This is a genomic window from Paenibacillus sp. IITD108, assembly GCF_036541265.1.
GTDB lineage: Bacteria > Bacillota > Bacilli > Paenibacillales > Paenibacillaceae > Pristimantibacillus.
Genome location: NZ_JAZHCT010000056.1, coordinates 17,786 through 30,805 on the forward strand (window position 1 = coordinate 17,786; position 13,020 = coordinate 30,805).

Below are 13,020 nucleotides of genomic sequence, written 5' to 3' on the forward strand. Positions count from 1 at the left end.
AAGAAATGAAAAAAAAGTGGCTCAGTTTAATTATTACAGCAGCTCTCGTGCTTCAGCTAGGGCTCGTTCCAAGCGGGACAGACCGCTCGTCTTCGGTTGCTTACGCAGCCAGCGGCGATGAATTGGCGTTTGAAGAAAACTTTGATGATACAGAGAAGCAGGATTGGATTACGGCCGCAACTAGCTATGATGATTCGGAGGCTTATAGCGGTACGCATTCCTTGAAATATGAGCGGACGGACTCCAATGAATACGAATATCCTAAGTATCAAATTAATTTGGAGCCCGGCTCCACTTATTATGCTACAGTGATGATTAAAACAAAAAATGTTGCCGGCGCCGATAAAGCAAGAATCGCTTTAGAGGCTTACGACGGTGACGATTGGAAGGGCGGGCAATATACAGAAGGCATTGTAGCAGAGGACTGGACATTGCTGAAGCTGCCAACGTACACCATTCCAGAGGATGCGACAAGAACGCAGGTTTCGCTTTATTTGAGCAAGGACGGCACGGGTACGGTATGGTTTGACGATGTCAAGATATACAAGAAATCGTCAAGCAGCAATGCCATCACAGGATATGAAACTTCATTCGAAGAGGACGAAGAACAGGATATATGGATAACAAGCTCGACGAGCTATGATGCTACCGTATCCCGTACAGGCAATCGCTCCTTGAAGTATGATAATGGAGCAAACAATATTTCACCGCAATTCAGATTTTCTGTCACCCCTGGCATGGGATATTACGCTGAAGTGTGGGTAAAAACAGAAGGCGTAACAGAAGAAGAAGGCGCGTTGCTTGCACTGGATGTCATTGATTCATCCGGAGATTGGTTAACCGGCTCTTATGTCAACCCGATTAAGCCTGAGCAATGGACGCTGCTGCGCATACCGCTGCTAACTGCTCCAGCTAATGCGGCACAGGCAGATTTAACCTTATACACTAGAGGCTCGACAGGTACGGTTTGGTTCGACGATTTGCAAATCTATTCAGTTATGCCTAAACTGCTGCAAACACAGCTTAAGTTTCCGAATTATCGTGGACTTATTCTGCCTGGAGAGAACATTCCGATTGAGGTTTCGGCTGAGCCGGCAATTGGTGCTGATTTGACAGCTTATACGCTGCGTGCCCTCTTATTAGGAACAGACGACTCTGTACTGGATGCAAAGGAGTTTACTAGCGCTGCAAGCATAGATACCACATTTGCTTCTTTACATTTGGCTCCTGGTACTTATAAAGTCAGGGTAGAAGCCCTTTCTGCCGATACGGTTGTTGATTCCAAGGAATGGACAATTCAGAAGCTTTCCAGTGGTGCTGAGAAGCCAAGATCCTATGTGGACGGCGAAGGTAGATTTTGGAGAGACGGTAAGCTGTTTCTGCCGATCGGCATATATGCAGACAAAATTATGGCTTCAGAGCTGGAGGAGCTGAAGAACAGCCCGATCAATACACTGCTGCCTTATGATTATCCGTCTGAGCAGCAGCTTGATCTTGCCCAGCAGTACGGCAAATCCGTTATCTTTTCGCTGAAGGATTTTTATTACGGGTCGACATGGGCGCCTGAGGGTATTGAAAGCGATGAGGATGCTGTTGAAATGATTAGCGATTTTGCGAATCGTTACAAGAACCATCCGGCTTTGCTGGCTTGGTATTTGAACGATGAGTCGCCGAATGATGATCGTCTGCCGAGCCATTATGAGGCGGTGAAAGCGAATGATCCGAACCATCCAGCTTATACCGTCGATTTTAATTTGCCGAATGCAAATACTCTGGACAAAACGACAGATATTTTCGGGTTAGATGTTTATCCGATTAAAGGGCTCGAAACCGATCCGATCAGTGAGCCTGGTGAACTGCAGAAAGAGACAACAGCAATGCTTGGCAAAAAAGGGCAGTGGGCGGTCGTACAAGCGCAAAATGTAGGCAACTACGGACAAGGCGGGCTTCGTCCTCCGACCGAGCAAGAAATGCGCAATATGGCCTGGCAATATATTACTGAGGGTGCCAGAGGAATACTGTTTTATTCTTTATTCGATCTGAAAAATGATGCGAGCGGACAAGCCTATGAAAAATTGCTAGGCCATGTAAACGCGGTAGCCCAAGAAATAGAAGATTTGCAGGCATTTATTTTGTCCGATAAACCAGATACAAATGTGAAGGTAATTAGCGGCGAAAGCGAGCATCTGCACTGGATGAGCCGTCAAGTAAACGGAAAAACGTATCTTGCTGCAGTTAACAGCAGCAAAGAGGAGCTGGAGGCATCTTTCAGCATAGCTGCAGGCATGCAGGTGAAGGATTGGAAAGCAGGGAGCAGCATCGCAGTCAGTCAGAATCGTTTGCAGCAAACGTATGGCCCACTAGAGGTGCGCATTTATGAGCTAAGCCCGCTACCAACCTATCCAGGAGGAGGAATGGTTATCGATCCGAAGCCAACTACTCCTATTGCGGAGCTGGAGGAATATTTGAAAGGTATGGATCAAAAGCTGGCTGGCGCAGATGCGTCTGAACAGGCTGCCTTGATTGCTGCTGGAACGGAACGAATTGCAGCTGTGCTGGAACAAATAAGCATACTAGACCTGAGCTCTGCCGTCTCCATTAATGCTGGCACCGCAGCTGCTGAACTTGGCGGACAGGTGCTGCTGGAGCAAATTGCGAGTGTTCAAGCATCCGTGAAGCATCTGAATGAGCTGTTAAGAAAGCTTGATCCATCCGCTTCAGCCTTGCAGGCGAATTTGATTATGGATTTAGGTTCCGCTGAAGCAGACCGCCTATCTTTAATTCTGGATGAACAGCTTTTAAAGAAGCTGCAGGATGCTGGTTTGCTGGATATCTCTGTAAAATGGTCGGGCGTGACTGTAAGCTTTGATCCAGAACAATTTAATGGTAAGACAGAATTGCAAATTACAGAAGTAGATTTGCCGGAAGCAGGCCATTTGGAGCAAAGCCTTGCCTCGCTTGCTTATCGTATACAATTGAAAATTAACGGAACTGAGCAGCCTGTTTTCCAAAAGCCGATTCGTCTGGAATTGCCGGCCGACGGGGACTTCGATCAGGAGCTGCTCGTAATGGCTGATCTTGGCCAAGGCAGCCCTGAATGGATTAGAGGCGAAATGCTTAGCGGCAGCTATGCAGCATTCATAGGCGGTGCTTCCACCTTCGCTATATTGGAAAACAAGGTTGCATTTAACGATATTGACCGCGTCAAGCAATGGGCAGGACGCGCAATTGAAGTGCTTGCTGCAAACGGCATTGTAAATGGAAAAGGGGAAGGAAGCTTTGCTCCCGACGCACCTGTGACAAGGGCACAATTTGCAGCGATGCTGGTCAGGCTGTACAAGTTGAATCATACAGACTCATCACAGCCATTCCCTGATATTAAAGAGTCTGACTGGTATGCGCCGTACGTAGCTGCCGCTGCCGCGAGCGGTTTAATTACAGGCCGTGGAAACGGGGGATTTGGCCCGAATGAAGCGATTACTCGTGCTGAAATGGCTGTATTGGCCGGGCGGGCAATCAGACTATTTCATCAGGGGGCGGACAGTCCTCAGGCAGGTGATGATTTAAGTCAATACTCCGATATTTCCGGGCTGACAGAATCTATGGCTAATGATATTGCAATGGCAGTAAATGAGCAAATCATTAAGGGAGTTTCTGCCGATAAAATGCAGCCGAATGACGCTGCAACACGAGCGCAGGCAGCTGTTGTCATCTATCGCTTGCTAGGTGTAAAATAAGGAATCCTATATTAAACAGCAGTTCAAGATTATCACGCTTGGACTGCTCTTCTTTATATACTCCGGCAGTGCAGCAAGAGAGACATTCAAAAAATAGGGGGATACAATGAAGATGCTACCTATTAAATTGTCTAGCATATTTTTCAAACTGGCTATAGCATTTTTATTGATTATGCTGCCCTTATCTATTCTCGGCTTATATTTAAACTATTCGGGCTCTACGACGGTGAAGGAACAAATTGAACAATCGCTTAAATCCAGGCTGCACAATTATGTCCGAGGAATGGATGCGGATTTTCAAAGAATAATGCGGCTAAGGAATGAGCTGCTGGCGGACAGCGATCTGCAAACGCTTAGCTATGCCAAGCATAATCTCTCCGATTATTTGTACGCACAGGCTATTCTCCGCATTCAAGAGAAGCTGAGGCTGCTTCAAGCTTCCAGCTTATATATGGATGATATCAGTGTTTATTTGCCGCGCATTCAAAGAAATATTTCCTCGAGGGGATTTATAGCTTTGCCAGTTGAAGATGAAATTGCTGCACTCAAGCAGTCTACTCTTTCATCGCCTATCGTTTTTTGGAATGATCAATATTTGATAGGCGGTTCGTACCCAGGCACTTATGGGATTGAGGACAGCGATGATGAGCCTTTTCTTATATTAAAGCTTTCTGTTTCGGAAGATTTTCTGCAGCAGTCTCTGGATGAAGTGCACAATACGAAGCTTGGGGGCGGCATGCTGATGCAAGCCGACAAACAGTGGAAAATTGTGAGTGGGAGCGACCAGATGCATGCGTTAGCCGAAAGTTTAATACCGCACATAGCTGGCGAATCGCTGGAGCAATTTCAGAACGGCAGCTTTAGTATTACGGCCGGTCGTGTGGCATACACGGTTATTTACGAAAAGTCGTCCGTACTAAATTCGGTTATGGCTGTTTTTTTGCCGGAGGCAGAGACGCTTGGGCCGCTTACGAAATACCGCTATTGGTATTGGATCATTACACTGACCTCGGTTGTTATCGTCATTATATTTTCATATTGGATTTATCGTATCATCCATCAGCCGATTCAAAGAATGGTCGTTGCATTTCGCAAGCTGGAAAAAGGCAATTTGAATGTTTCCTTAAAGCATAGCCAAGAGGATGAATTTGCTTACTTGTACCAACAGTTCAATGTGATGTCCAGCAAGCTTCAATTGCTCGTGCACGAGGTATATGAAGAGAAAATACGTTCGCAGCAATCTGAGCTGAAGCAGCTTCAATCTCAAATTAACCCTCATTTTTTGTACAACAGCTATTTTGTGCTGCATCGTGTTGCGCAGATGCATGATACCGACACAGTCATTCGATTGTCCCGTCATTTGGGCGAATATTTTCGCTACATTACCCGGAATGGGGCTGATGAAATAGCGCTCGCGCAAGAAGTTCGCCATACCCATTCCTATATTGAAATTCAGATGCTGCGCTATTCGCGCAGAATACAAACCATTTGTGAAGAGTTTCCAGACAACTGTAAGGAGGTTCTGGTGCCCAGACTGGTTCTGCAGCCTATTTTGGAAAATGCATATGAGCACGGGTTGGAAAATAAAATGGCCGGCGGCATTGTGAAAATGTCTTTTTCGTCGACAGATGAGCTTTTGCAAATTACGGTGGAGGATAACGGCGAAGATCTGTCGGATAGGCAAATTGAAAGGATTGCGATGGAACTTAAATTGGAGGAGCATGTGGAAACGACCGGCATGTTAAATGTGCACCGCAGACTGCAGTTGAAATTCGGCAAACAATATGGATTATCCGTTTCGCGTTCTTCACTTGGCGGTTTATGTGTCGAAGCAGCTATTCCGATAACGAAGGGGACTTAAGCATGTATAGATTGCTAATCGTTGATGACGAGGAATTGATCGTTCAAGGCTTGGCACAGCTCATAGAAAGTGCAAACGATTTGGAATTGGAAATTCAGCTCGCTTATTCTGCTTTCGAAGCTTTAGATATATTTAACCGCATGAAAATTGACATTGTGCTTAGCGATATCCGTATGCCCGGCATGTCAGGGCTTGCTTTGCAGCAGGAGATCAATCGTTTGTGGCCGCACGCTTTCGTTATATTTTTGACCGGGCATGATGATTTCAATTATTTGCATACAGCCAGCCGCAACAATAGCTTTAACTATATTTTGAAAACAGAGGATGACAATATTATCGTCGACACCATCCGCAATGCTGTTCAAATGCTTGAAAATAAGTTTGAGCGGGAGCGGTTGGTTTTGCAGGCTAATGCTTATATGAACGAAGCGCTGCCTATGCTTCAAAAGGAATGGTTGACTGATTTGCTAAGCGGTGAAGAGAAGGATGCTGACAGACTGGCTAGGCGCATGGCTGAGCTGAAAATACCGCTCAATGCTGCGCAGCCTGTACTGCTTATGCTGGGCAGAGTAGAGGATCGGGAGCTGAAGTCACAGGATGAGACGATGCTCGGCTTCTCGCTTCACACGGTAGTAAATGAGCTGCTTAGTCCTTCTCTTCAGCTGTTTTCTTGTATGTATGAACGCGGCAATTTGATTTGGCTTATTCAGCCCAGGCTTGACTCGGGGAAACCCGACCGCAATTCCGATATGGACAGCTCTTGGAAGCATGCTGCGATACTTATTAGCCTGTCCTTAGAGGAAATTCAAGCGGCTTGCAAAAAGCATCTAGGCTTGAAGGTGTCACTGCTGGCTGGAACAACGCCAGTACATTTCCATGATTGCAGTCCGTCATTCGGCAGGCTTAAACGGATTTTCAATTTTGAGTATGGCTTGCATAAAGAGGTGCTATTGCTGGAAAGCCAGTTATCGCTCAGTACGGAGCGTGAAAGTGATAGTGATGCTTCATTCCAATCACTGATCGGGAGGATTCACAGGCTGGAAACCTATCTTGAAACTTCGCAGCGCGAGCCCTTTTTTTTACTTTTTTCTGAGCTCGTTCTACGTGCAGAAGAGCATGCGAACGATCATATCAAGCTGCAAATGTATTATGCCGTCGTTCCGATTTTTTTTACATTTTTGAATAAACCACTGGATAAGAGCAGCACCGAGCTCGATATTGACTTAGGAAAGCTTACGCAGCTTTCAGCTCACAACACTTGGGAAGAGGCAATGGATTATTTGGCAAAAGTAGCGGAATCGATATTCGATTACAGTCAATCGAATGTGGCGGAGCTTGAGCTCAAGGTAATCGCAACGATTAAACGTTATATCGAGGAAAACCTGGCTGGCGATCTGTCGCTTACCCGGATTGGAGAAGTTGTTGGATTTAATCCTTCTTATTTGTCCCGTTTGTACAAGCAGCTGACAGGCGAAGGGCTGTTTGAGTATATAACTGAAGTCCGATTGAATAAAGCAAAACAATTGCTCAAAAATCCGCTGCTCAAGGTGCATGAAATATCGATGGAGCTTGGTTTTGAATCGGCGGCGTATTTTACAAAGTTCTTCAAGCGTGCGACGAACTTAACACCTTCAGAATACAGAGAATTGCCTCAATAAAATGATAGATTAGCCCAAGGCGCCGTGTTTGGCGCCTTGGGCTTTTTTAAGAAAGCTTGGAAAGAAGAATGGACCAGTAGGGGAGTGGCTGCCATTTGTTTAGAATTGTAACGGAACTGTGAGGCTCTATTTAGCAGTAAAAAGATGTTTTTAAACTGTAACGGAATTGTGGAGCGCTATAGGTGATCTTTTCCCCGTCTAGGTAGTGTTTTTGAGTAAATAAGGTCTCTCAGTTCCTTTAGATTTCAGAATAGGCTGGTTTCCATACAATAGCGTGTCTAAGTTCCGCTAGCGTTTTTCAACGGCCTGAGGAAATACAGTTAGCTAAGAAAGCATTCGCAAGCTCCGAAACAAGCAAGAAAAACGTCTCCCATGCTCATCAAGGCGGACACTGCTTCAGCTCAAGTACTTATCGAAACCACTCCACTAAACCGATCATACATACAATCCCGACTATGAATGAAAATGTAGCTGCGCGCTCATAGCCATGCCCATGGGTTTCAGGGATCAGTTCCTTATAAACGATGAAAAGAATTGCGCCTGCAGCGAAAGCTAGACCAAACGGAACGAGGTTAAGCGATAGGCCGGACAAATGATAGCCAAGAACGCCTGCAGCAATTTCAATGGCTCCTGTAAGAAAAGCGACGGCAATCGCAGTAAAACGATTTACTTTTTGATGGACTAGAAAGAGCGCAATCAGAAATCCTTCGGGTATATTTTGCAAGCCTATCGAAAGAGCAATCAGAAATCCGAGCTTGTCCGCCTCACTGGCAAAGCCGGCACCGACAGAAAGTCCTTCCGGAATATTATGAATAGCCATCGCAGTTATAAGCATGATGGATTGTGCAGGGATAATGATATCTGATTGACTATGCTTCAAATCCACATGCGGAATAAGCTTCTCCACAATACCTAGAGCGATCGCGCCTATGATGACACCACAGCTAAAGTTGAACAAATTGGTCAATTTAAGAGAAGCAGGGATCAACCCGTGCGTCGAGGCAGCAACCATGACTCCCCCTGTAAAGGCAAGAAGTATATCCATCCAAAAATGTGATATGCGGCGAAAAAATAAAATCGGAATTGCGCCTATACCCGTTGCAAGCGAGCTAATTAGTAACCCTGACAAATAGCCCTCCATCCTTCATCCTCCAGTAAATTTCATTGATTGTATTGCACTTATTTTCCTATCTATATGTACAAGCCAGCTAATAAAGTAGTAAAAAAATACAAAAAAGCTGTTGACAAAATGGTGGTTACACTATAAATTGTACATTAACAACAAAGTTTCCCTAAGGCAAAACAATAACATATATATAAAATAGTTGCACAAAGGAAACATTGAAAACAGGAGGTAGAAGTGGTGGAGAAAAAGAAGCGATATTCAAGTAAAAGCAAGTACATGTTATTACTTGTTTTGGTGGTGGCAATGGTTATTTCGGCCTGCACATCAGACAAGGGGAACAATGGGAAGTCGCAGCAGGGAGATAAAATAAATGTTGTTACGACAATTGCTCAAATTGCTGAGCCATTGTCTATTATAGGCGGAGATAAGGTTGAGGTTACCAGCTTGATGGGTCCTGGTGTGGATCCGCATTTGTACAATGCAACGCAAGGCGATATAAAAAAGCTGGAGAGCAGCGATGCGGTTTTTTACAGCGGTTTGCATTTGGAAGCGAATATGACCAAGGTGTTTGAGGAAATAGGAAAGAGCAAGCCTGTGCTTGGCATAGGAGACTCTATCGCTGCTGATCAATTGCTGAAGGATGAAGGCGGAGCGATCGATCCGCACATATGGTTCGACATTGATCTGTGGCAGCAGGCCCTAGAAAATGCTACAAGTAAGCTAAAACAAATGTCAGCGGAAAATGCGGATTATTTCGAAGCGAATAAAGAAAAGTATTTTGAAGAACTGCAAAAGCTGAAAAATGAGTCTAAAGAAAAGCTTTCGCAAATTCCAAAAGATAAAAGAATTTTAGTAACAGCGCATGACGCTTTTGGTTATTTTGGGAGATTGCAGGATGTGGAAGTCGTTGGACTTCAAGGACTTAGTACAGAAGATGAGATCGGCTTGAACGACATAGAAGATACAATAAAAATAATTTTAGATCACAAAGTGCCGGCAGTATTTATTGAGAGCAGTATTAATCCAGCCTCTATTAACGCAGTTATTGAGGGAGCTAAAAAGCAAGGTCTCGATATCAAGCTGGGAGGAGAGCTTTTCTCGGATGCGATGGGTGAGGAAGGAACACCGGAAGGAACCTATATTGGCATGTACCGCCATAATGTCGAAACAATTTACAAAGCATTGAGTGAATAGGGGGGATTTAAATGTTTCCAGTTATAAGTGTTAGAGACGTATCGGCCTCATACCGGAAAAATAAAGTGCTTAACAGTGTAGGTTTTGACATCCAGCCGGGTACGCTGACTAGTATTGTCGGTCCGAACGGAGCGGGGAAATCTACCTTGCTGAAAACATTGCTCGATTTGCATCCAAAATTGTCCGGCACGATAAAATTTTTTGGTTCTACTTATACAAAAGAAAAATCGCGTATTGGTTATGTGCCGCAGCGCGGTTCGGTTGATTGGGATTTTCCGACCAATGCGCTGGATGTTGTTATGATGGGGTTATACGGCCAGATCGGCTGGCTCAGATGGCCTCAGCGCAAGCACCGCGAAATGGCGATGCATGCACTCTCTGAGATGGGAATGGCTGATTATGCGGAACGGCAGATTAGCCAGCTCTCAGGCGGACAGCAGCAGCGTGTTTTCCTGGCACGGGCGCTGGTTCAGGATGCTGAGCTTTACTTTTTGGATGAGCCGTTGGCAGGCGTAGATGCGGCCACTGAACGAGCGATTATGGATACTTTGAAAACGTTGAAAAGCAAGGGCAGAACGGTAATGGTTGTTCATCATGATCTTCAAACCGTGGAAGATTATTTTGATCATGTGCTGCTCTTGAATCGCACAGTCGTTGCGCATGGCGCGACAAAAGAAACGTTTACCAAGGATAATATTCTTCGCACCTATGGCGGCACGCTGCGCTGGATGGGAGAGAAGCTGGGATGACTGGATTTTTGTCGCACAATGCCCAGTGGGTTCTTTTAAGTACACTAGTGCTCGGAATGGCTGCAGGAACGATAGGCTGTCTGGCCTATTGGAAGCGGCAAAGCCTGATGAGCGATGCGTTGTCTCATGCTGCCTTGCCTGGCGTCATTATTGGTTTTATGCTGGCCGGCACAAAAAGCTTGCCAATCATGATAAGCGGAGCTGCGGTAAGCGCGTTGATCGGAGCATGGTTAATCCAATGGATTCGTACGTCTACCAGAGTCAAAGAAGATGCTGCTATGGGAATCATTTTATCTGTATTTTTTGGTTCTGGCATTATGCTGTTAACGTTCGTCAATCGAATGTCCGGCGGCAGTCAAAGCGGTCTGGATAGCTTCATATTTGGGCAGGCGGCATCAATGGTATATAAAGATGTAGTAATGATGACGGTCCTTGCTTTAATTGTATTATTTATTGCCATTGTGGCATTTAAAGAGTGGAAGCTGTATTTGTTTGATCCTCAGTATGCCAAAGGCTTGGGGCTCTCAAACCGCTGGATGAACAGTATTTACGTACTGGTTATGGTGCTTGTTATCGTTATTGGCATTCAAGCAGTTGGAGTTATACTGATGGCGGCCTTAATGATTATTCCAGCCGTCAGTGCGCGCTACTGGACGCATTCGTTTAAATGGATGCTTATATTGTCAGCATTGTTTGGCGGCGGTTCGGGTATGTTTGGAACCTTAATTAGTACAATGGGCAAAGGATGGCCGACAGGTCCATTTATTGTAATTGCAGCCGCTGCTCTATTTTTAGTGTCACTTACTTTTGGGGCAAGCAAAGGGCTCCTGGTTATTTTTCTGCAGCAGCGCGGCCAAAGAAAAGTGCTATTACGGTCTCAAACCGAACAGAAAATGCTGGGGAGGGGATGACAGTATGAGCTATGCAGGATGGATTTTATTGACGGCATCTCTTGTGGGACTGTCCTCAGGCCTCATCGGCGTGTTATTGATTTTGCGCAGAATGGCAATGATGGCTGATGCAATCAGCCACTCGGTATTGCTTGGCATTGTAGTAGCTTACCTCGTTACAAGGGAGTTGAGCGGAGTCCATATGCTGATAGGCGCCATTGCAGCAGGCTTGCTGACCGCAATTTTGGTGCAGTGGTTTCATGCGCGAGGTGTTCAGCAAGAAGCTTCAATAGGTATCGTTTTTACAACTTTATTTGCAATAGGCGTCGTGCTTATCGCTACTAAAGTCGGAAATGCCCATCTTGATATCCGGCATACCTTGATGGGAGAAATAACGTTTATCCCATGGGAAAAAATCGAGCTGCCCTGGATCGGATCAATTCCTGAAGCTGTATTTATTTTGGCCATTGTGCTTTTCGTTGTATTAGTTGCAATAATAGGTTTTTACAAAGAATGGAAAATCACTTCCTTTGACCCGGCTTTAGCGGCCAGCCTTGGCATTCCTGTCGTTTTCATGCATTACATTTTTATGTCGCTAGTTTCTGTAACGAGCGTGGCAGCGTTCGATGCTGTCGGGGCAATACTGGTAGTTGCCATGTTGATTACACCAGCTTCTGCGGCCTATTTATGGACTGATCGCTTGCTTGTTATGTTTGCACTGAGCGCTTTATTCGGAGTGCTGTCAGCTGTAATGGGATATTATATCGCAGCATGGCTTGATACTTCGATCTCAGGCTCAATGGCGTTTTCGACAGGCGTCGTGTTTGCGGTAAGTTTTATATGCTCTCCACGGCATGGAGTAATTGCAAAATATGTTCGTCCGGCCAAAGCATTATCATAATCTGAGAAAGGCGGGAGGACATGCGAACGCCAGGGATGGAGGACTATCTTGAGCAAATTTATCAATTAGTTCGGGAAAATGGCTTTACAAGAATTTCAGATGTAGCAGCTGCCTTGTCTGTAAATAATTCCTCTGTTTCAAAAATGGCACAAAGATTAGTCGACGAGGGCTATGTAACATTTGAGAAATATGGACGCCGTATTGCTTTAACGGTAAGCGGGCTTCATGCTGGAGAAAAATTGTTGCGCCGGCATCAATTATTGGAAGCTTTTTTGCGGCAGCTCGGCGTCCCAGAGAAACAGATTGAAGCAGAGGTCGAGGAAATGGAGCATCATATTAGCTGGGAGACGCTTGAGCGAATAGAGCATTTGGTTATGGTTATTAATGAGCAGTCTACGCTAAAAACAGCATTGAGAGATCGTCAGCAACAAATATAGAATAGTAGTAAGGGTGTTCCTGTTGCCTACGGCGAGCGGGAACACCCTGTTACGTTTTGTGGGTGCATAGCCAGCCAGCTCGACCGTTGGTACGGCTCGAACACTTGAGTCTGAAATTCGCCGTTACGGTCCTGAGGTACATGAAGCTCGTCAATAAAACCATACTTCTTGTGAAGGGGGCGGTGAAGGGGTCGTAGATAGTAACTATTACATTGCGGCTGTTGGGCTTCTCTTGATCGCAATTAACCATGAAAGCTTCGATCTCGGCCTTTATAAGACTGTCTAGAATGTCTTGTATAAATTAAGTGACAAGATTTTCAAATAGATTTGATAGCATGTGTTCGAGTAGATAAAATATCATACAGAAGCGGTTGGCGCTACCTCAAAACGGTTAAATGTATATGAATTTTCATACACATTAGGCTGAAATGCCCTGGAAAACACGATTGTATATGAAAAATCATACA

10 protein-coding genes are annotated in these 13,020 nt (G+C 45.2%); 8 read left to right on the plus strand and 2 right to left on the minus strand.

Annotation, left to right across the window (positions count from 1 at the left end):
- The first annotated feature begins 5 nt into the window (after positions 1–5).
- From V1L65_RS27550 to V1L65_RS27560, 3 genes are all read left to right on the plus strand, one after another.
- Complete coding sequence (locus V1L65_RS27550) at positions 6–3,737, plus strand: S-layer homology domain-containing protein (RefSeq protein ID WP_331702546.1); 3,732 nt, start codon at positions 6–8, stop codon at positions 3,735–3,737.
- Positions 3,738–3,843: 106 nt separating this feature from the next.
- On the plus strand, positions 3,844–5,598 hold the full coding sequence (locus tag V1L65_RS27555) for a sensor histidine kinase (RefSeq protein ID WP_331702539.1): 1,755 nt from the start codon (positions 3,844–3,846) through the stop codon (positions 5,596–5,598).
- A gap of 2 nt (positions 5,599–5,600) precedes the next feature.
- Positions 5,601–7,256 (plus strand): response regulator, encoded by a 1,656-nt coding sequence (locus V1L65_RS27560; protein ID WP_331702540.1) that lies wholly within the window; start codon positions 5,601–5,603, stop codon positions 7,254–7,256.
- A 409-nt stretch (positions 7,257–7,665) separates the two neighbouring features.
- Here V1L65_RS27560 and V1L65_RS27565 read toward each other — a convergent pair whose 3' ends face one another.
- The gene (locus V1L65_RS27565; protein WP_331702541.1) at positions 7,666–8,397 is read right to left on the minus strand and encodes a ZIP family metal transporter; all 732 of its coding nucleotides are present in this window, start codon (positions 8,395–8,397) and stop codon (positions 7,666–7,668) included.
- A gap of 261 nt (positions 8,398–8,658) precedes the next feature.
- Between V1L65_RS27565 and V1L65_RS27570 the strand changes: the two genes are divergently transcribed.
- The 5 genes from V1L65_RS27570 to mntR are packed head-to-tail and all read left to right on the plus strand — an operon-like array spanning position 8,659 to position 12,553.
- Positions 8,659–9,576: a metal ABC transporter solute-binding protein, Zn/Mn family gene (locus V1L65_RS27570; protein WP_442955727.1), complete on the plus strand. Its 918-nt coding sequence runs from the start codon at positions 8,659–8,661 to the stop codon at positions 9,574–9,576.
- 11 nt (positions 9,577–9,587) lie between these two features.
- Positions 9,588–10,325 (plus strand): metal ABC transporter ATP-binding protein, encoded by a 738-nt coding sequence (locus V1L65_RS27575; RefSeq protein ID WP_331702542.1) that lies wholly within the window; start codon positions 9,588–9,590, stop codon positions 10,323–10,325.
- A complete protein-coding gene (locus V1L65_RS27580; RefSeq protein ID WP_331702543.1) occupies positions 10,322–11,236 on the plus strand; it encodes a metal ABC transporter permease in 915 nt (304 codons plus the stop codon). Before V1L65_RS27575 ends, V1L65_RS27580 begins: the two co-directional genes overlap by 4 nt.
- A gap of 4 nt (positions 11,237–11,240) precedes the next feature.
- The gene (locus V1L65_RS27585; protein ID WP_331702544.1) at positions 11,241–12,116 is read left to right on the plus strand and encodes a metal ABC transporter permease; all 876 of its coding nucleotides are present in this window, start codon (positions 11,241–11,243) and stop codon (positions 12,114–12,116) included.
- A gap of 20 nt (positions 12,117–12,136) precedes the next feature.
- Positions 12,137–12,553, plus strand: a complete 417-nt coding sequence (mntR, locus tag V1L65_RS27590; protein ID WP_331702545.1) for a transcriptional regulator MntR — start codon at positions 12,137–12,139, stop codon at positions 12,551–12,553.
- Between the two features lie 26 nt (positions 12,554–12,579).
- Here the strand turns inward: mntR and V1L65_RS28800 are convergent, their stop codons facing one another.
- Complete coding sequence (locus V1L65_RS28800; RefSeq protein WP_442955726.1) at positions 12,580–12,795, minus strand: transposase; 216 nt, start codon at positions 12,793–12,795, stop codon at positions 12,580–12,582.
- Between the last annotated feature and the right edge of the window lie 225 nt (positions 12,796–13,020).